Below are 20,814 nucleotides of genomic sequence, written 5' to 3' on the forward strand. Positions count from 1 at the left end.
TCCTTACCGTAACTTCCTTGTTGTTCTTATTGTTCCTCACAGGATTGCCGCGGCCACCCTGCGGCAAGGTCGCGCAAACGCAATCGGAACGGTGCCACCAAGACGCCATATTCATTGCAGAGCAACCCGTCATCCGGATTGTTGCGCCACGCATAGCGCAATTCATCAGGCGTGCGACTCGGCATCGACAAGGTTACTTGACTGCCTTCTATTGTTGCGTTTGCCGACACAGTACCGCCATCGGACCAGACAAAGGTGAATTCTCCGGGTTCGTGTCCGTCAATGGTGGATATGCGGCTGGGTGCCGATTCCGCAGCAGTAGCAGCAGCGACCCTGTTCGAGGCAATCGGACAATCCCCGAAAGTAAGCACCATGGACCCATCTGATGCCTTGGCTTCGGCCAGTCGAGGCTGCCTGACCGACAACGGTTCGCCGTACACCAGTTGCCGAGCCGCTTGGAAGAGACGCTCTGCAATCGGTTTTTTGTGCGCCGGATGCAGGTCATTCCAATCGCCGGCATCAAGAGTGACGACAGTGGCCGCGTCAGGCACCATTTGGGAAACCTCCCACTGCGCCTCGCGCACTACCGGCCAGCCACCATCCTCTCCAACACAGTCGATGGCAAAGTTCGGTAGCTGGACGATCAGGAACGGCAAACGCTCCTGATTCCACCCGACCCGCCACATCCCAATCATGGAGGCGAGCATATCCCGATAGAGATCCGCCCAATCACCGGTGTTCGACTCGCCTTGGTACCACAGCACCGCACGGATACGGTACGGCAGGCATGGGGCAAGCATGGCATTGTACAATCCGACCGGCTTCCATCGGACAAAATCCTCCCACGGACAATCCTGATCCGCCTCGTGAAGCACGGCATAGCGCCATCTGCCGCCAAGATCATGCACATCATCGCCAATGGCCATGGTCATGGCCTTTCCGGGCGTCACACGGCCGGCATCATGCTCGCATACAAGTCTGATGAGCAGTTCATTGCGGCCTTCTCGCAGTACGCCGGCTGGAATGCTGTAATCGCGGGGCTCATACTGGTTCGTCCGCCCGCCCAGCAGCTGGCCGTTCAGCCACGTGTGTTCGGCGTCGGACATGGTGCCCAGTTGCAACGACGCCGGCTGTCCATCCGCAGAGGCCGGAAGATATATGGTTTTTCGCAATTCGAGTTCACCACGGAAGCCCGCTAGGCCTTGATCCGAGAAGAAGTTCGGCAATGACATCGAACGCCACTGCAGGAGCTTCGGATCCGTATCAACGCTCGTGTCATGCTGCCAATCCCATTGACCCAACGGCAGCCAGCTTCCTGTCTGGGGCGCCTGGTCATATCCAAGCTGCCGATACCAATGGTCCCGAGCCGCTATGCTCTTGCGGCTGCGCGCTTCGGCAACGCCTTTCCCCATATATGGCTGCAGCGTCTGCAGTATTTCCGGGAAATCCTGCAACGACTCTGCGCTCATCCACGATTCAATGGGAGACCCTCCCAAGGAGACGTTCAATAGTCCCACCGGAACACCGAGATGCTCTCGTAGCATGCGGCCGAAGAAATAACCGATCGCACTGAAGCCAGGCAGACCTTGTTCATCGCATACCGACCAAGCCGCCTGCTCATGATCTTGCCGAGGCCCCTCGAAATCGTACCGGGGAGCGACCTTGTATTGCCGTAGCAGAGCATCAGGTTCACGTTTGAATTCGCCGGGATATTCCGCTTTCACCCATGCCATGGGAAGTTCCATGTTGGACTGACCGGCGCACAGGTAGACCTCACCCACATAGACTTCACGGTCCATGCGCTCGGAATCCTCAGCCTGCACGGAGAGCGTATATGGGCCGCCGCTAGTCAACGGGTCCAATTCCACGGACCAGGAGCCATGTCGGTCTGCCGTCCCGGCAACGGTTTGACCTTGCAATCCAACCGATACGCGGCATCCGGGCTCCGCCCACCCCCATATGGCGACCGGCATGGACGATTGCAGTACGCAACCGTCATCCAACAGCTTTGGCAATCGCAGCATATGTCTTTCCTTCCGTACGAAGAGACCGGCGAGCGGCGTGTTTGTGCGTCATGCAATCCGTCGGCTGCGGCCATCTGCCGCACAGTGTGCGCGAGCAGACGGCCGCAGTCAATCGAATCAATTCCGGATACTCAACTGTTTCACAGCGAATGCCTACGCAAGGCAGTCAGCGCACCGGCAACGGCGAGCAGCGCAATCGCACCCGCCAGCAATGGCAGCACACTGGAACCGGTGTCGGCGATGGACGCGCCATCCTGCTTGGCGGCGGTGTTGGAATGTTTGTTGTCCGCATCGCCGGCATTGTTATCGCCGGCATCTTCCTTGCCGTCATCAGGGTTGACTGGCTGCGTCTGCTTCTCGGTGACAAGACGGGCGACACCCCAATCTTCGGCGGTCTTGTAGCCGTCGCTCTTGAGATTGGCCCAGTTGAGAGTGCCCACTCGGGCGCCGTCCTTGGCATCGTTGATCTGGAAATCAAGACCCTGGAAGGTTCCCGCATGGTCGCCTTCGCCCAGGTCAATGGCCATTTCGACCGAATAGCCACCATCCACGATCTTCGCACCATAAGCGACCCTTGCGGCTTGCACATCCGTTGCGGCGCCGGAGCCGAAGGAGAGTTCCTTGCCGTCCGCGGAGACACGAATCTGCTGGATGTCATCGGTGTATGCCGTGCCCTTGGTATTGCCACGGTCGATGAACACTTCGACGGAGTCCTTCTCCCACGGGTTGCTGTTGGTCAGGCTCACATTCGGATCCTTGACCTGCACCAGCGCATAGAGCTTGTTGCCTTTCCACAGTGTTTTGGCAGTGGCCTGGGCTTCTACCTGACCGACACCTGAGGTGACCGCGTCCAGCGATACCTCATTCGCCTGCTGCCACACGGCATCCGTACCATCACCGTCAACAACCGGCGCTTGCGCATCCGCCGGCACCGCATTGGTCTCGGTGTAGTACAGCTGCTGAATCAGCGACATGGTGCCCTTGACGTTACCTGCATTCCACCCATTGGTCTCATTGGTGGCGGCATCAGTGGCTTGCACATTGGCGTCGATGGTCGTGTTTTCGGCAGTGGCCGCAGGTACGGTCACCACGGTCTGATATCCAGTGCCGTCAGCACGCTCGACGACAGCAGCAGTGGCACCGTTGTCGGCCTTGCTGGTAAGACGGTCGACCACATATCGCGCATCGCCGACCGTAATGGTCACGGCATCGCCTTCGGATCTGGTCGCGTCGTTGATATCCGCATAAGTGGTCAAAGTGCCGTCATTCCAGTACGACAGGAACTTGCCGGTCACCGCGCCCTCGCTCTTGGAGAACGGTACCGAAGGAAGCTTCGACCAGATGGAGGCCGATCCTGCCGTGGTGCCATCGGAAGGCAGCGCCGCATCCACAGTGGCTTCGGCGGATTTGAACACATTCATCGTCTTGATGGTCTCAGGCAGATTGTCCTTGTCGCCAATGAAACCGGTGTAGGCCGGCTTGGCCCGATACTCGTCGTTGAACAGCAACGGCGCGCCTTCGGAGTTTCGCCATGACCTGCCATCATTGACGCCCCACACGCTCACCGAGAAGAACTGGTGATGCTTCTCCTGTTGCTCTTTGATGATCTGGTTCATCTTGTAGTAGAACTGGCCTTGCTCAACCAGTTTGGCCTGTGTGACGGGAGTGCCGGTGGCAACATCCAGCTCGGTGATGGCCTGCTTCTTGCCGAAAGCGCTCATGGTCTCAAAAGCGTTCTCCACATTGGCCGTGCTGGTGGTCAATTGGATGTGCATCTGATGACCGATGCCGTCGAAAGGCACGTTGCGCTCGACCAGTCGTTTGATCAATGACTGATAACGTCCCAGCTTGCCGGCGCTGTCGGTGTTGTAGTCGTTGATGAACAGCGTCACCGGATGGGTTACGCCAGGTTCGGCGTATTCGCCGTTCAGGTACTGGTTGGCGTATTCGAATGATTTGTCGATGTAATCCTCGCCGGTGATTTGGTACCACAGCGAGTTACGCATGCCGTTGGTTTCCGGACTATCACCGTCATTGATGGTCTCGTTCACCACGTCGAATGCCTTGATCGGATTCGTGTCACTGCCGAATTTGCCGAACTCGTCAGTGATGGCCTTCGCGACATTTTCGATGTGCACACGCTCACGCTCCAGCATCTGGTCCTTGCTGGCCAACGCGCAGCCTTCGATAACGCCCGCAGTCGGATTCTGATCCTCGCAGTTCTCGTCAGCCTGGAAGAACCAATCCGGTGTCTGACTGTGCCAAGCCAACACGTGACCATATACCGCCAGACCGTTGTCCGCAGCGAAATGAAGCAGCGTCTTCGCGTTTTCGGGCATGCTGAACTCGTGAGCATCGTTGTACCAGTATTCAGGCTTCATATCGTTTTCCGCCGTAATCTGGTTGAAGTTCTTCAGCACGACCTGTTTGGCCGCATCATTGCCGACCTCACGGGTATCGATGGCCACGCCGGCATTCATACCGAGCGCGCCATAGGCGTCCTTGATCGAACTTGGAGTCTCGAACACCGCCGTCGGCTCTTGTGCATAGACGCTGGGAGCAAGTGCGCCACCCATCAGCAACAACGCCGTGGATGCGGCGATCGCAATGCGGGACCATCGTCGCATCCCACCATTCCGATACTCTTGACTGTGCTCCATGCTTGTCTCCTTTCATTTTGGCAACATGGATGCGTTGTTCCGGCTCCATCGGAACAACGCTTGGAGTCATGCCCCACGCACGGCTCCAAGCTTGCGGATTCCATAGGAATCCTTTTATTCGGCTTCGGTCTCCCGGTAATCGAAGTAATCGAATACGGCCTCCTTGCCATAGCCGGCGAGATCCACTGCGGCAAGGCCCACAAAGGCACCGGTGAAGAAGCCTCCATAATGGCTGGCCACATAATCATCGGAAAGCACTGCGGCATCCAGCGTGACCGGAATCTCATGCCAGGATTCTCCGTCGAACGAGTACTCGTAGGTGTAGGTCTTGGTGCGCACCTTGGTACGAAGCCATATGGATTCGACGTCATCCGGTATTGCGATGGCCTTGTCTTTGAGGAATGAGGTATACCCGTCGAAATCGTTCTGGGCGACTTCAATTACCCGCTTGCCGCAGTCCTCGCACCAAGTGACGAATGCCCACGACCAGCAGATATGGTTGTAGAAGTTCACGAGTCCGGCCATTTGCATGTAGTTGTCCGGGGTGAAGGTCACCTTGGTTTCGGCATCAAAGTCGAAGGCCTGCCAACGGCGGCCGATCAGCGAAAGCTCGAACAGGTTGGACAGCGACCCCTGCCCGCGTAAGGTCAGCGCACCGCCGCCCACACGTCCCATGGCGTCAGTAAACGGCACACGCAGAGTGTTCCAATTAGGATCGAGAACATCCGACTCGAACTCATCATGCTGGGAATGGTCTATAGGGGCATCAGTGACGATGGCATCATGCGGCGCTTCGACAAACCGTTTACCGGCATGTCCACCGACCACATATGGCCAACCGTCTTCATCCCATTCGACTTTCTGGATTGAGGTTTCCCGTCCGAGCGTGCACCATCCGCGCACTCCGTGGGACGATTCCGTATCATGTCTCCAAGGACGCCCGCACAGGGAGGCGTAATACCATTCGCCACCGGTGGTCTCCACCAATGCGCCATGTCCTTGCTTCTGCAGGTAAGTGTCAGGCGTATCGAAATTGGAGATGAACGGGTTATGCGGGTCGCCCTCGAAGGACTCGGCATCCAGCGTACGGGAGCGGGCCACGGATTCCTGATGCTCATACTGGGTGCCGCCCTCGGCGCAGAACAGGTAATACCAACCGTTGATCTTGTACAGATGCGGCCCTTCGACAAGTTTCACTGCCGTGCCCTGCCAGATGGTACGAGCCGTCTCCGGTTTCAGACGCATGGTAGCAGTGTCGAATTCGGTCAGCGTGATGCCATCGAACGCATGATGGTATTCGCGGAAATCCCAGGTCTGCTGAACCAGATACTTGCGGCCATCGTCGTCATGGAAGAGGCTGGCGTCGAAGCCCACCCCGTTGATGCGGATCGGTTCGCTCCATGGGCCGTGGATGTCTTCGGCGGTGACCAGATAATTCGCACAATCCTTGAACGCCCCGTTGACGATTTTCACGTTCGAGTAGACCAGCCAGAACCTTCCGTCCGCATATGACAAGTCCGGGGCCCAGACACCTCCACCGGATGGGTTGCCTTTCATGTCCAATTGGGAGACGCGGTTTAGGGGGCTGGGCAGCAGATTCCAATGGACCATGTCCTTGGACTCATGCAGCCTCACGCCCGGCCACCAGTCGAATGTGGAGTTGGCGATGTAATAGGTGTCGCCTACACGGATCATCGAGGGGTCGGCATTGAATCCGGGAAGCACCGGGTTGGAGATTTTCATGTTCTTCTCCTCATTGAAAAGAATCGGCCGTGCCGCGGGAAGGTTCCGAGAAAGGAGGAGGCGCAAAGGAATCACCCCGAAAACAGCTCGGAAGCCGTCCTTCCCGCAGCACAGGTATGGAATGTGATGATTGATGGGCGAAGTGTGATTGCCGGTCACACGATTCAGCCCTTGACCGCTCCGGTCAGACCGCCCACGATCTTCTTCTGGAAGATGGTGAAGCAGATCAAGGCGGGCAGCATGGCAAGCGAGGTGAAGGCCAGCACTCGGGCGGTGTCTACGGAGTGTTCCGAGCTGAACATCTGCACACCGAGCGGCAAAGTGTATTTGCTGTCGCTACTGAGCACGAAGAGCGGGAGCATGTACGAATTCCAGCTGCCGACGAATGTCAGAATGCCTGTGGTCGCCACACCGGGCATGGACAGCGGAATGACCATGCGGGCGAAGAATCCGAGACGCGAGCAGCCATCCAGAAGCGCCGCCTCCTCGAGCTCCATCGGAATGGATTGGAGGAATGGCACCAGAATGATGATGGTCTGCGGCAGACCAAAGGCGATCTGCGGCAGAATGATGCCTGCAAGCGAGTTTGACAGTCCTAGGTTGCGAATCATCAGATACAGCGGAGTGATACCGACCGTCATCGGGAACATCAGGCCTGCGGAGAACAGCGCATACATCAGCGGCGCGTAGCGGAAACGGTATCGGGCGATGACGAAGCTCACCATGATGCCGAGCACTACCACACCTATCATCGTCGAGATGCCGACGATCAGAGAGTTGACCAATTCACCCCAGAAGATGTCGCTGGTGATCACCTCGACGTAGTTGTCGATCACCCAAGGATTCGGCAGTCCGGCAGGATCGTTCGTGATCTGGGAATTGGTGCGGAAACCGCCGAAGATGATATACAGCACCGGAGTGACGCAGATGGCGACCAGAACCAGCGAGAAGAAATACACGGCAGGGTTGCCCCAAGGTGTCTTGGATGAAAGCCGGTATCCGTTCTTGGCGGTGTATTTTGTTGACGTGGAGATTGCAGCTGACATTTCACTTACCTCGTTCACTGTGCGGCCTCAGCAAGACGCTGGGCTTCCTTGGCGCGCTTCGCCGCGCGCTTCTTCGCTTGCTTCTGCTCGGTCAGTGCACCGTCCAGATCACGGCTCAACACGAAGCGCTGATATGTCAAAGCCACAATCAGGGAGATGATGAAGATGATGAGGGCGACTGCGGAACCATAGCCGTAGTTGCCGGCCCCTCGGCCTTCACGCACCATGTAGGTGGCCATGGTGGACACTCCTGCCGTGGTGGATACGTACTGACCCCAGATGATGTAGACCAAATCGAACAGCTGCAGGGAGCCGATCATCGACAAGAACACCCAGATGCGCAGGGTCGGTGCCAGCAGCGGCAGCGTGATGCTCTTCTGCATCTGCCAGAAACCGGCGCCATCCACCCTGGCGGCCTCATACAGCTCCTCGGGGATGGACTGCATGCCGGCGAGCATGAGGATGACGGCAAAACCGATGTATTTCCAGCTGATCAGCAACAGCAGCGTCCAGATTGCGATTTTCGGATCGGCCAGCCAGTCCGGCCCTTCGATGCCGATTTTGCCGAGCAGCTGGTTGACTGCTCCGGTCTTCTGCAGCAGCAGGCTCCAACCAGTGCCGACGATGACTTCGGACACCACATAGGGTACGAAGATGAGGGTGCGGATCAATGCGCGGCCTTTGAATTTCTGGTTGAGCAGCAATGCGAACAGAATCGCCAGCGGCGCTTGGATGACTAAGGAGCCGACGACGATTTCGAAGGTGTGCAGGATGGCCGCTTGGAAGTTGGGATCGCTCAGAGCGGTGACGTAGTTCTGCAACCCGACGAACTTTCCGTTCTTCGAGGGGGTGCCGAAGCCCTTCCACTTATAGAATCCGTAGTACGCGCCCAAAATGATGGGAAGAATCACAAAGGCACAGAACAGGATGATGGCCGGTGCGGAAAGAATGAAGATCTCGATGTTGCGGCGTACCTTGCCGTCGGTGACGCGCTTGCTCCGATGTTTCACGGATACGTTGGTGTTGCTTGTACTCGTCATGCTCTTACTCCACAGATGTTGTTAGCGATTCATCGAATGGCGGCTGCGGAAACGGTGTGACAACCGCATCCGCAGCCAGCCTTGCGATGGTGATCAGCCCTTGGCCGCAGCGTCCTGCATAGCCTTGACGATGTCTTGCGAAGAGCCCTTGCCAGACAGCATGTTGACCACGCCAGAGTTCAAAGCGGTACCGATATTGGTGCCCAGAGCGGTGTCCATCCACAGCTGCATGGAAGAGGACTGGTTGAGGAACTCGAGCACCGCCTTGAGGGATTCATCAGTCACGGCTCCGCGGGCTGCGGTCGAGGCGGGGATGGTGGAGAACGCGGTCGCGTACTTCTCCTGATTGTCCTTTTCGGCCATGAAGTTCACGAAGTCGACGGCGATGTCGGGAGCTTCGGGGTTCACCTGGAAGTAGGTGACGCCACCCATCAGAGCACCGTCTTCGCCCTTGCCGCCGTCAACGGAGGGGAAAGCGAAGAAGCCGAGATCGGCCATCGGCTGCTGGTCAGGGGTGAGATCCTTCAGCACGCCCGGCTCCCATGCGCCCATCAGTTCCATAGCGGCCTTGTGGTTTGCCAGCAAGCCGGCGGAGGAGTTGGCGCCCTGCTGGGCCGTGGTGGTCATGTATCCTTCGTTGAAGACATCCATGTCCGCCAATTCCTTCAGATCGTCACCGGCCCGAGTCCAGCACTTGTCGGAGAAGTCCTGCTTTTCTGTGCCCTTGGAGTATACGGACGGCGAGCATTCGCGCAATGCCAGCCAGTAATACCAGTGCGCCGCCGGCCATGCGTCCTTGCCGCCCAGTGCAATCGGCGTGATGCCCGCATCCTTGAGCTTCTGCGCGTCGTCCTTGAGCTCGGAGAAGGTGGTGGGAGCCTCTGTGATTCCCGCCTGCGTGAACAGGTCCTTCGAATACCAGATGCCGCCCGGCTCAACGGAGACCGGAACGCCATAGACCTTGCCGTCAAAAGTGGCTGCGGAAAGGGTGGTCTTCATATCGGTCTTGACGGTATCGGAGATCTTGTCCGTCAAATCCAAGGACTGGCCTGCGTCAATCATCTCCTGGGTCTTCGCGCCGCCAAGAGACATGTACACATCAGGGCCGGATGCAGGATCCTGCATGGCGGTCTGGAGCTTGCCAGCGAAGTCTTCGTTCTGGATGGCCTGGATCTCGATCTTCACGCCCGGGTTCTTCTTTTCGAACGCAGCGGCAAGATCGGCCCAATACTGCTTGCCGTCACCGGACGAGGCATTGTGCCAGAACGTGATGGTCTTATCGTCATTGGCATTGCTTGAAGTGCCGCAGCCAGCCATGCCGATCAGCGTCGCAACGGCCAACGTAGCAGCTGCAATGGTCTTGAACTTCATTGTCGTCTCCTTTGTATGTTCACGCCATTAGACATGTACATTATCGAAAGTTTCGAAGTGTTTTCAGCAGCGGATTTATTGAGCAATGCAAGTAATTACGCGGATTACGCAATAACCAACAGGCCTCGTTCACCATCTGTGCCGTTGACACCTTCTTCAACTCTGTCGAAAACCAACTTTGTATTTTCGATATCTCTATCATAAAACCGACTTAGTTTAATGAGCAAACTAGAGCGGTACGTGTTTACAATCAGAAAAATGGCTTAATATCAACCTTTTTGAAGTATCGAACTACTCAAATACCGAAAATTGACTTTCCGAAAGTTTCGAATATACTATTGCGTAGTACAACGATAAGGGTGATTACCAATGAGCGCTACACCGCAGAAACCAACAGCCGAAAACAAAGTCAAACTTTCGGACATCGCCAAACAGACCGGATATTCCCTGGCCACGGTCTCCAAAGCGCTTAACGGCAAGGCGGACATCTCGGACACCGCACGCAGGACCATCGACAAAGCGCTCAAAGACAGCGGATATGTCCGCAGAATCTCCCCCGAGCGCAAGCAACAGACCATCGAGGTGGTATTCAGGGATTTTGAGACCATCTGGGCCTTGGAGGTGCTCAGAGGCATCATCCGGGAGACCAAGCAGCATGGCATCAACGTAATGGTGGCCGAAAGCGGCGACCGTCAGCATCCCGATTCAGCATGGGTGGAGGGGCTCATCGAGCGTCATCCGATTGGCGCCATCCTCGTGTTTTCCAACCTTACCGAAAAGGAACGCGATCTCTTCAAATCACACAACATCCCATTCGTCGTTTTCGATCCGTCCGGCAGCCCGACATTGGATGACCTCTCCGTGCAGGCGGACAACTGGACAGGAAGCGTCATCGCCACACGTCATCTGCTGGAGCTAGGCCATAAAAGAATCGGCATCATCACCGGACCGGACGAGATGCTATGCTCTCGCGCCAGGTTGGACGGCTATTCCGCGGTGTTGGCCGAACGCGGCATCCCCACATCCCCTGAACTCATCGCAGAGGGGGATTTCACCACGCCCGGCGGCTACGAAGGGGCAATGGCGCTGCTCGAAGACGAACACAACCGCCCCACCGCCATCTTCGCCGGTAGCGATCTGCAGGCCATGGGAGTGTATGAAGCGGCAAGGCAGCTGAAAATCCGCATACCCGAAGACTTGTCCGTCATCGGCTTCGACGACATCCAGACCTCCGCTTATATGGGCCCGGCACTTACCACAGTCCGCCAACCGCTGCAAGACATGGCGTCCACCGCAACCCGGATGATCATCGACACCACTGAAGGCCGCACAATTCAGAAACGTGTGATTCTTTCCACCTCGCTTGTGGTTCGCGACAGCACGCGGCGTCTAACCCACGCCAAGGCATAGCTCCCTGATCATTCGGGCGTACAACGAGAGCCGCTGCCGACAACAGTGTCGGCAGCGGCTCTCGCGGAGGAAGGAAGAAGAAAGGAAGAAATCAGAGAAGATCTTGAGCGGTCATGAATCCACCAGACAGACCCACGACCTATTACCGTTGGTATGTGCGCGGCTCAACGATTGCGACGCGCACATATAAACGATTTTGCTGTCATTATCCTTTGTATGTGCGCACCGCCTTCGTGATGGTGCGCACATACAAAGGAATTCAATTCATAGACGAGTCAGTCGCAGCTCACTCGACTTCGGACAGGGCGTCGATGATGTAGTTGTTGATCGTCGCCTTGACGGACTCGAGGTGATCGGACTTGGTGGCGGCGATGAGCTCGGACTGCGGCTTGTCAAGGCTGTAGGCCTCGAGGTCGGCCAGGGTGACGTTGCCCTCGTCGATGTCCTTGCCGATGCCGGAATCGTAGGAGCTGTAACGCTCGGCCATGAGATCCTGGATGAAGTGATCCTGGTTCATTTTGTCGGCGACCAGCAGGCCTGCGGCGTAGGAATCCATGCCGGCCACGTGGGAGCGGAACAGATCCTCGGCGTAGAAGGAGGTACGACGCGGCTTGGCGTCGAAGTTCAGGCCACCGCGCGGGCCGATGGAGCCGGCCTGCAGGACCTCCCACATCACGGCCACGGTCTCGTAGAGGTCGGTCGGGAACTCATCCATATCCCAGCCGATGAGCTTGTCGCCCTGGTTGGCGTCGAGGGAGCCGAGGAAGCCGGATTCGCGGGCCACGCGGATCTCGTGCTGGTAGGTGTGGCCGGCCAGGTTGGCGTGGTTGCCTTCGAGGTTCAGCTTGAACACGTCGGTCAGGTCGTAGGTGCGCAGGAAGTTGATGGCGGTGGCTGCATCGAAGTCGTACTGGTGCAGCGTCGGCTCCTTCGGCTTCGGCTCGATGAGGAACTGGGCGTCGAAGCCGATCTCCTTGGCGTAGTCGGCGCACATGTGGAAGAACTTGGCGATGTGGTCGGTCTCGCGCTTCATCTCGGTGTTCCACAGGTTCTCATAGCCTTCGCGGCCGCCCCAGAACACGTAGTTCTCGGCACCCAGGCGCTTGCCGATCTCGAGGCTCTTCTTGAGCTGGCCGCCGGCATAGGCGTAGATGTCGGCGAACGGGGAGGTGGCGGCGCCGGACACGAAGCGCGGGTTGGTGAACAGGGAGGAGGTGTTCCACAACAGCTTGACGCCGGTGGCCTTCATGTTCTCCTCGATCTTGTCGACGACCTTGTCGAGGTTGGCGTCGGTCTCGCGCAGGGTGTCGCCTTCAGGGGCGATGTCGCGATCGTGGAAGCAGAAGTACTCGACGCCGAGCTTCTGGAACAGTTCGAAAGCGTAATCGACCTTGGCCAGAGCCTGATCCATCGGATCGGTGTACTTGTAGTACGGACGGTGTGCGGTGCCGGTGCCGAACGGGTCGACGAGCTCCTGGTTGAAGGTGTGCCACCAGGCGACGCCGAAGCGCAGCCAGTCCTTCATCTTCTTGCCGGCGACGACCTTATCGGCGTCGTAGTAGTGGAAGGCGAGGCCCTCCTTCGGTCCCTTGGCGCGGCCGACGTACTCGATCTTATCGATATCCCACAGACCCATTTCGTGAGCTCCTTTGCATGTGCAGTAGTGGTTACTACGAATGACAAGTACATAATAAAACCACTGAACTATATTTGTCAAACGACTGAATTAATAACCGATCTTGCGGCGTGTTGCCTGCGAGCACAACGGTTTTCAGAGCATCCGGAGATTATTCGACCCGACAAATCACTGAAGGTCAGCATCACAGGCATCATCGCCGCAAGCCCCTTCACACCGAATCTGACGGCCGCCTCGAACAATCCAGCGCCGGCCACCATCGCCAGCGACCATAGCCCACGACCGCCGTCATACCAACAAAAACGGCGGATCACCCCTTCGCGATCCGCCGAAACCGTGTACGTTCTCTGTAAGCCTTCCCGTATGCCTTGCACCCCCTTCCTGTGCGCTTGCCGGCCAACACTATCCCCGACCGTCACCTCGAACCACTCAGGTTCACACGCACACCCGATTCAGGAAACGGTCGAGCACACTGGTGTTGCGCAACGACACCGTATCCTCCCAACCAAGCCCGGTGTCTTTGGCGCGCCCGTAGAAGAACCGCAGCAACCCTGCCACATCAGGCGTATACCCCGCATTGCGGAATTCCTTGGCTATATCCGCTTTCGCATCGGGCGCATCCGGTCTGCGGGCCTCATACAGCGGTATCGCGCATGAACGCCATATGCCGCGGGCGTGGGCGATGCGGTTGACGATCAGCCCACCATGAGCCCCGTCATATTGCGCGGCCGCCATTGGATCGAACACGGAGTAGAACTCGCCATGGATGAGGTCCTCCACCATCAGCCGCCCTTGGACGGCGTTGGCGTCCCTAATCCAGAACATGGAGGCGAAATTGCTCTCATCCACTTCCCGCAAATCACCGAGAGCCGCATCCCCCACTCCCCCGTCGTGATCATGCAGATATTCCGCTGCGGCCAGGAACGGCGAGATACCGCGCAAGGCATCGTATTCCAATTCGACACGCGGCCCCTCGGGCCCGATGCCGGCGATCTCCACGCCCGTAATCCGGCAGTCGAATGAGAACCAGTCGAGGAACGACCATTCCACGAGCTGGAGGACGTATTGCGAATGGGGTTTGAACGGATTGAGGTTCACCTTGCGGTAGAACTCACGGCGGGCGTCGTCATAGACGGTGCGGCTGAAGCGCTTGAACATCTCCACCACGTCTCTGGTATCAAGCATTGCCGGCGAGCCCGGATCGCCGATCGCGGCAGTTGTAACGGACATCATTGTCCCCTTCCGATAAGTGTGGACGGCGGGCTTCCTTGCCCGCCGTGAGGCACACTGTACGGCGCACGCGCAACCGTCTGCAAGGCCTTCGCCGCCGATGGTGGATATGTGGAAAACCAATGATTCCAAGCGGCACGGAATGTGCATAACCTCACCTGGAATCAGTGGATAACCCCGTTTTCCCCCGGATTGCCCACCGGCCAGCCGCCTGTTATCCACTGACCATGAGTTATCCACACCACTTCTGGCGTGTCGCCCACCATCGGCTGCTGATCCTAACCAGCAACCGACCGGTGCATATGCGCGTCAGCGGTCAGATGATGATGCCGTTGCAGTGGTCGACTTCGTGTTGGATGATCTGCGCGGTCCAACCATTGAACGTGGCATGGCGTGCGCGGAAGCGGCGATCCTCGTAGTCGACTTCGATGCGGCGATAGCGCAGAGTGCGGCGTTCACCGGTCAAGGATAGGCATCCTTCTTGAGTATCGAAGGCACCGTCCGATGAGGTGATGACGGGATTGAGCATCACCGTGATACGACCGCCGAGGTCTTCGTCCACGAAGGCGATGATGCGTTTGCCCACACCGATCATGTTGGCGGCCATGCCCACGCACCGTGACCGATTGGCTTCCAACGTGTCCACGAGGTCTTCAATCACCTGCTCGTCACCAGGCACGGCTTGTTCGGATGGCGTACGCAGAAACGAGCGCGAAGTCATAATAGGGCGTTGCATTATCGGCTCCTGCTTCTTCTATGAGAGATTGTCGTTTTCATCATAAAGCCAATCAATATGCACCGGGCGAACTACTTCACCTCCACGAGTGCAGGTGTGCGGCGCGTGGAGAATCGGAACATCAACGCGGCGAGCACCACACCAAGCACCGCCATGCCAGTGAACACCCACATGCTGTGTGGGAATGCGATCAGGTACGATTCCGCGGCATTCGCCCCATGGTTCGCGGCATTAATCGAAAACTCGGAAATCAACGCACTTGCCACAGCCGTGCCGATGGCACCGGCGAGCTGCTGAATCGTGTTCATCGCGGCGGAGCCATCAGCGTTGAGACGCGCAGGCAACTGGTTCAGAGCGTGGGTCTGGTCAGGCACCAATACGAATCCGGAAAACGCCATAAAGAATGCATAGGCGATGGCCACCACCCACACATTGCCGGACAGCGTCACAAACACCACATCCATAATCGCGGTGCCGGCGAATCCGATAATGATGAACTTGGGTGGAAAGTGGCTTTTCAGCATACTGCCGACTACTGGGGCGGAGACTGCGCCGACCACCGCGCCGGGCAGCAGGGCGAGCGCCGCGATCAGACTGCCCATGCCAAAGCCGCGCTGCAGCAGAATCGGCAGCAGGAAGTTCAGGCCAAGCACGCTGCCGGAAGCCATGAGCAGAATCAACATACCCAGCGTGAACCCGGAGTAGGTGAATACGCGCACTTCAATCAGCGGGTGCTCCATCCTGAGCTGCACCCAGGCAAAAGCGGCGCTCATCGCAACACCGAACATGAGCACAACCCAGAATCGCCAATCGCCATTCCATTCGGCGAAGAAGCTGACGGCCAATATCACGCTGGCCAGGCCGACCGCCACCATAAGCAACGATGGCACGCTGATTGCAGCCTTCTCGCCGTGGCGGATCTCCGGCACGGTGCCGATGCCAAGCAGGAATGCGAGCAGCAGAAATGGCAACATAATGTAGAAAATCCAGTGCCAGTTGAGGTATTCCATGACCACGCCGCCGAATACCGGTCCGATGGCCGGCGCGGCGCAAGTGACCAAGCTGACGATGCCGAGCATCGCGCCGCGCTGTTCCAGCGGTGCCTTTTCCAGAATGATGTTGGTGATGAGCGGCAGCGAGATGCCGGTGCCGAGCGACATAACCAGTCGGGCGGCGAGCAGCATCGGGAAGTTGACGGCGAGCGCACCCAGCAATGTGCCTGCGGCGAAAATCACGATGGCCATGGTGAACAGGGTTTTGGTAGCGAATTTGCGCACCATAAACGGCGAGCTCGGAATCGAGACTGAGAGTAGCAGCAGATAACCGGTGGTAAGCCATTGCACCACCGAGGCACCGATGGAGAATTCTTCCATCAGTGTGGAGTAGGCGATGTTCAGTGACGTTTCCGACAGAATGCCCAGGAAAGTCAGAATCGCGAGCGAGACGACCGCGATGACGAGTGTGTTGGAGACTGGTTGTTTACCGCCGTTCGGCAATGCCGCCGGCTGTGACACTGCATCATTCATCATGTTCACCCTCCATAAACAGTACAGTGCGGTGACTCCCCGAGAGGAATCACCGCACTATATAATCACCGCTGTAATCCGCGCTGCGCCAAGCTGCGCAGTTGGCCGCATTGTGTTATTCGCACACTGTGTTATTCGCGCACCGTATCATTCGCACATCGACAATTGCATACCATGCGCGTATACCATGCGCGCACCGTGCGCATGCTGCAAGACCAGCGAATCGTCCGTGCAGCCAACCACGTCAGCGCAGAGCCAAGTTGGCGGCGCCGATGAGGCCGGCGTCCTGACCGGCGGTGGCCGCCACGATCTTGGCATGGCCACGGTAGGCGCTGCCCTCCAGGAAGCGCGCATAGTTGTAGCGGGCCGGCTCGAGCAGGATGTCGCCGACAGCCACCACGCCGCCGCCGATCACGAACAGGTCGGGGTCGAGCACAGCGGAGACGGCGGCCATGGTGCGGCCGAGCCATTCGCCGATCTTGCCGAACGCATACAGGCCCAGCGCATCGCCTTCCTGAGCGGCTTGGGAGACCATCGGGCCTTCCAGCTTGTTCACATCCCCGCCGCACAGCTCAAGCAGACGCTTGGCGTCCTGCGGACGACGACGGACCGCCGACTTGGCGAAGTGCTCCAGCGCACTGCCGGAAGTGTATCGCTCGGCGCAGCCGCGCAGACCACAGCCGCAGGTGTCGCCGTCCGGAACCATCGGCAGATGGCCCAGCTCGGCGGCCATGCCGAAGGAGCCGCGGTACAGCTTGCCGTCGATGACGATCGCACCGCCCAGACCGGTGCCCACGGTCAGCGCCACCATGTTGCGGCTGCCCTGTCCGGCACCGTGCACGTATTCGCCCCAGCCGGCGCAATTGGCGTCGTTCTCGACGATGACCGGGACCGCATGATCGATCAGCGCGCCGACATGCTCGGAAAGATCGTAGTTGATCCATGCAGGAATGTTCGCGGCGAACGTCAGCGTCTTGCGGTCGGCGCCCACGTTGCCGGCAGCGGAGATGCCGATGGCCTGGATGTCGGTATGACCGGAGGCGACCGCCTCTTTGTACATGGTTGCGATGTTCTGATTGATGGCATCGGCGTCCATCGGCGTCGGAATGCGCCAACGCTGGATGATGCTATCGTTTTCATCGCAGACGGCGGCGGCGATCTTGGTTCCTCCGATATCGATGGCCAGTGTAGTCATGACTCGCTCCTTGAGTACAAAATAACTGTTAAGATACCGGAATGATAACGAAAAGCACTGACTTAATTACCACTAGGTACATAATCTGCACCATAGGCAGCATGTTCTGTTGTGCATGCCCAGCACCTTCAGCCTTGCAAAACCAACGGTTGTTAACGCAAACGTTAGCATTCGGTTTTGCACCAGATTCATGACGCAATGGCGTGTCGCGCAGAAGGATAGTTTGCCGCTGCGCTGCCGCACCGAAGGCATCGAAGACACGGCGAACATGAAAGAACAGGAATCAGACAAAAACAAAAAAGCTTCCGAATCATTCGGAAGCTTGGTGGCGACCCCGGCCGGACTTGAACCGGTGACCTCCGCCGTGACAGGGCGGCGCTCTAACCAACTGAGCTACGGGGCCGTTGTGTTTCGCAATGAAGCACGAGTGGATATATTACAGAAGAACGCCCCGTACGCCAACTCTCGGCGTGTCGCGCCATAATCTGCCATTTGCGGCAACAATCACCACTCTGTCCAGACACACCACAACGACATGCCACAATACGTGCCTCGACAATATGCTGAATGTATGCTGAATCTCAAACCCTCCATGAGGTAGAAGGAGACGATCGTGCGTGAACTTAATTGGGCTACGCTAGGATGCGGTGTCATCGCCAACCAACTCGAACAGGCATTGGAGGGCGAAGGTCGAAAACTGTATTCGGTGGCGAACCGAACCCACGATAAGGGTGTTGCTTTCGCTGAGAAATACGGAATCGGCAAGGTGTACGACACTATTGATGACGTGTTCGACGACCCGAACGTGGATGTCATCTACATTTCCACCCCGCATAACACGCATATTGAATTCCTGCGCAAAGCACTTGGCTTGGGCAAGCATGTGCTGTGCGAGAAATCCATCACGTTGAACAGCGAGGAGCTGAACGAGGCCGTTGCCCTCGCCGCCGCGAATAATGTGGTGCTCGCCGAGGCAATGACGCTGTACCACATGCCGCTGTATAAGAAGCTCAACGAGGTTATTAGCTCAGGCAAGCTCGGCGACCTGAAGCTGATTCAGCTGAACTTCGGCTCCTATAAGGAGTACGACATGGCGAACCGCTTCTTCAACCGCAATCTTGCCGGTGGCGCCATGCTGGATATCGGCGTTTACGCGCTTTCCTTCGTGCGCTGGTTCATGAGCTCCACACCGAATCAGATTCTTTCCCAAGTCAAGCTGGCACCCACCGGAGTAGATGAGCAGGCCGGCATTCTGCTGACCAATCCGGACGGTCAGATGGCTACGGTCACACTGTCGCTGCACGCCAAGCAACCGAAGCGTGGCACTATGTCGTTCGATAAGGGATATGTGGAAATCTACGATTACCCTCGCGGCGAGCGCGCCACCATCACGTATGTAGAGGACGGCCATACCGAGGTAATCGAGGCCGGAGAAACCGCTAAGGCACTGGCGTATGAGGTGGCCGATATGGAGGCCGCTATCGCCGGCGACCGCAGCATCATGCATCTTGACTACACGCGTGACGTGATGGACATGATGACGCTGATTCGCCGCGCCCAGTGGGGCCTGACCTATCCGGAAGAAGAGCAGGATTAACGTTTCCGTTTTCTTATGAAATAGTGGACAGCGCGCTCCTCATCAAAGAGAAGCGCGCTGTCCACTTTTTTATTGCGGCGTCACTTCCGTCAATTCCGGCGGCCGGCGCGTGGAGTAACGGAACATCAGCGAGGCAAGCAGTACGCCAACGATGGCCATAGCACCAATCACCCACATACTTTGTGAGAATGCGTGCACATAAGCATTGGCTGCGTTATCTCCAGCAGCACTTCGCGCCGCCGCAAATTCAGTAATCAATGTACTGGCCACAGCAGTACCGATTGCGCCGGCCATCTGCTGCACAGTGTTCATTACTGCCGAACCATCAGCATTCAATTGGCGCGGCAGCTGATTCAATGCGTGCGTCTGATCAGGCACCAGCACAAAGCCGGAGAATGCCATGAATACTGCGTACGCTACAGCGATCAGCCATATATTGCCGGTCGCGATGATAAATACCGCATCCATTACCGTGACCACAATAAAACCAATCACAATAAACTTTGGCGGAAAATGATTCTTCAGTGAATTGCCAATCAGCGGCGCTGAAATCGCACCGACCACAGCGCCCGGCAATAAAGTCAAAGCTGCCGCCAAACTGCTCATTGCAAATCCGCGTTGCAGCAGAATAGGCAGCAGGAAGTTCAAGCCCAATACTCCACCGGAAGCCATCAGCAGAATGAGCATGCCAAGCGAGAATCCTGAATAGGTGAATACGCGAACTTCCACGAGCGGCTTGCTCATCTTAAGCTGCACAATCACAAATACTGCGAGCACAGCTACGCTCACAGCAAGCACCAGCCAGAATCGCCAATCGCCATTCCAGCTGGCGAAGAAGCTTACTGCCACAATCAATGCGGACAATCCAACAGCAGCCAAAAGCAGTGACGGCACGCTGATGCTTGCCTGTTCTTTATCGCCAGGATGGCGGATTTCCGGCACTGTAGCCATGCCAAGTAGGAACGAGACAACCAAGAATGGCAGCATCGTATAGAAAATCCAATGCCAATTGGCGTATTCCATAACAATGCCGCCAAACACCGGGCCAATGGCAGGAGCGGCACAGGTTACGAGACTCACAATGCCGAGCATGGCTCCTCGCTGCTCAAGCGGCGCTTTCTCGAGAATAATGTTGGTGATCAGTGGCAGCGAAATACCTGTGCCCAATGCCATCACCAATCGTGCGGCGAGCAGCATCGGGAAGTTTACGGCAAATGCACCGAGCACTGTGCCGGCAGTGAAAATCGCCACTGCGGCGACAAACAGCGCTCTCGTGGCAAAGCGGCGAACCATGAATGGAGAGGCTGGAATCGCAACGGACAGCAATAGCAAATAACCAGTGGTCAGCCATTGCACTACGGAGGCATCGATTGCAAACTCCTGCATCAACGTGGAGTATGCAATGTTCAGCGATGTTTCCGAAAGAATCCCCAAAAACGTGAGTATCGCCAAGGAAACCACTGCGATAACCAGCTTTGACTGCACTGGCTGCTTACCACCATCAGGCAACTGTTCGGACGCACTGCGTTCGTTCATTGGACTCCGTTCGCCTTAGATTGTTGTATATCAAACAATTGGATATCCTATCGCCAAATGTTTC

General features: G+C 57.3%; 14 protein-coding genes and 1 tRNA gene. 2 read left to right on the forward strand and 13 right to left on the reverse strand.

Annotated elements, in window-relative coordinates:
* Nucleotides 1-26: 26 nt before the first annotated feature.
* The 6 genes from Tam1G_RS08405 to Tam1G_RS08430 form a co-directional block, all read right to left on the reverse strand.
* Entirely contained in the window at nucleotides 27-2,024 is a 1,998-nt protein-coding gene (locus Tam1G_RS08405) for a sialate O-acetylesterase (protein WP_101626162.1), read from the reverse strand.
* A 140-nt stretch (nucleotides 2,025-2,164) separates the two neighbouring features.
* The gene (locus Tam1G_RS08410; protein ID WP_101626163.1) at nucleotides 2,165-4,684 is read right to left on the reverse strand and encodes an endo-1,4-beta-xylanase; all 2,520 of its coding nucleotides are present in this window, start codon (nucleotides 4,682-4,684) and stop codon (nucleotides 2,165-2,167) included.
* Between the two features lie 114 nt (nucleotides 4,685-4,798).
* The gene (locus Tam1G_RS08415) at nucleotides 4,799-6,427 is read right to left on the reverse strand and encodes a glycoside hydrolase family 43 protein (RefSeq protein ID WP_101626164.1); all 1,629 of its coding nucleotides are present in this window, start codon (nucleotides 6,425-6,427) and stop codon (nucleotides 4,799-4,801) included.
* Nucleotides 6,428-6,591: 164 nt separating this feature from the next.
* Nucleotides 6,592-7,473 (reverse strand): carbohydrate ABC transporter permease, encoded by an 882-nt coding sequence (locus Tam1G_RS08420; RefSeq protein WP_101626189.1) that lies wholly within the window; start codon nucleotides 7,471-7,473, stop codon nucleotides 6,592-6,594.
* 14 nt (nucleotides 7,474-7,487) lie between these two features.
* On the reverse strand, nucleotides 7,488-8,513 hold the full coding sequence (locus Tam1G_RS08425) for a carbohydrate ABC transporter permease (RefSeq protein WP_101626165.1): 1,026 nt from the start codon (nucleotides 8,511-8,513) through the stop codon (nucleotides 7,488-7,490).
* Nucleotides 8,514-8,606: 93 nt separating this feature from the next.
* Complete coding sequence (locus Tam1G_RS08430) at nucleotides 8,607-9,884, reverse strand: extracellular solute-binding protein (protein ID WP_101626166.1); 1,278 nt, start codon at nucleotides 9,882-9,884, stop codon at nucleotides 8,607-8,609.
* A 369-nt stretch (nucleotides 9,885-10,253) separates the two neighbouring features.
* Between Tam1G_RS08430 and Tam1G_RS08435 the strand changes: the two genes are divergently transcribed.
* On the forward strand, nucleotides 10,254-11,294 hold the full coding sequence (locus tag Tam1G_RS08435; protein ID WP_101626167.1) for a LacI family DNA-binding transcriptional regulator: 1,041 nt from the start codon (nucleotides 10,254-10,256) through the stop codon (nucleotides 11,292-11,294).
* Between the two features lie 286 nt (nucleotides 11,295-11,580).
* Here Tam1G_RS08435 and xylA read toward each other — a convergent pair whose 3' ends face one another.
* From xylA to Tam1G_RS08465, 6 genes are all read right to left on the reverse strand, one after another.
* On the reverse strand, nucleotides 11,581-12,930 hold the full coding sequence (gene xylA / locus Tam1G_RS08440) for a xylose isomerase (RefSeq protein ID WP_101626168.1): 1,350 nt from the start codon (nucleotides 12,928-12,930) through the stop codon (nucleotides 11,581-11,583).
* A 435-nt stretch (nucleotides 12,931-13,365) separates the two neighbouring features.
* Nucleotides 13,366-14,163, reverse strand: a complete 798-nt coding sequence (locus Tam1G_RS08445) for a hypothetical protein (protein WP_242689587.1) — start codon at nucleotides 14,161-14,163, stop codon at nucleotides 13,366-13,368.
* A gap of 313 nt (nucleotides 14,164-14,476) precedes the next feature.
* On the reverse strand, nucleotides 14,477-14,896 hold the full coding sequence (locus tag Tam1G_RS08450) for a peptide deformylase (RefSeq protein WP_101626169.1): 420 nt from the start codon (nucleotides 14,894-14,896) through the stop codon (nucleotides 14,477-14,479).
* A gap of 71 nt (nucleotides 14,897-14,967) precedes the next feature.
* Nucleotides 14,968-16,425 carry a DHA2 family efflux MFS transporter permease subunit gene (locus Tam1G_RS08455; RefSeq protein WP_242689586.1) on the reverse strand — a complete coding sequence of 486 codons (1,458 nt, stop codon included), beginning with the start codon at nucleotides 16,423-16,425 and terminating at the stop codon, nucleotides 14,968-14,970.
* Between the two features lie 241 nt (nucleotides 16,426-16,666).
* Nucleotides 16,667-17,617 carry an ROK family glucokinase gene (locus Tam1G_RS08460; RefSeq protein ID WP_101626170.1) on the reverse strand — a complete coding sequence of 317 codons (951 nt, stop codon included), beginning with the start codon at nucleotides 17,615-17,617 and terminating at the stop codon, nucleotides 16,667-16,669.
* Nucleotides 17,618-17,943: 326 nt separating this feature from the next.
* Nucleotides 17,944-18,020, reverse strand: a tRNA-Asp gene (locus tag Tam1G_RS08465).
* Nucleotides 18,021-18,230: 210 nt separating this feature from the next.
* On the opposite strand from Tam1G_RS08465, the gene Tam1G_RS08470 reads away from it, so the two are divergent.
* The gene (locus Tam1G_RS08470; RefSeq protein ID WP_207553026.1) at nucleotides 18,231-19,214 is read left to right on the forward strand and encodes a Gfo/Idh/MocA family protein; all 984 of its coding nucleotides are present in this window, start codon (nucleotides 18,231-18,233) and stop codon (nucleotides 19,212-19,214) included.
* A gap of 69 nt (nucleotides 19,215-19,283) precedes the next feature.
* Here the strand turns inward: Tam1G_RS08470 and Tam1G_RS08475 are convergent, their stop codons facing one another.
* On the reverse strand, nucleotides 19,284-20,750 hold the full coding sequence (locus Tam1G_RS08475; protein WP_101626172.1) for a DHA2 family efflux MFS transporter permease subunit: 1,467 nt from the start codon (nucleotides 20,748-20,750) through the stop codon (nucleotides 19,284-19,286).
* Nucleotides 20,751-20,814: the final 64 nt, after the last annotated feature.

The organism is Bifidobacterium imperatoris, from assembly GCF_002860405.1.
Taxonomy (GTDB): domain Bacteria; phylum Actinomycetota; class Actinomycetes; order Actinomycetales; family Bifidobacteriaceae; genus Bifidobacterium; species Bifidobacterium imperatoris.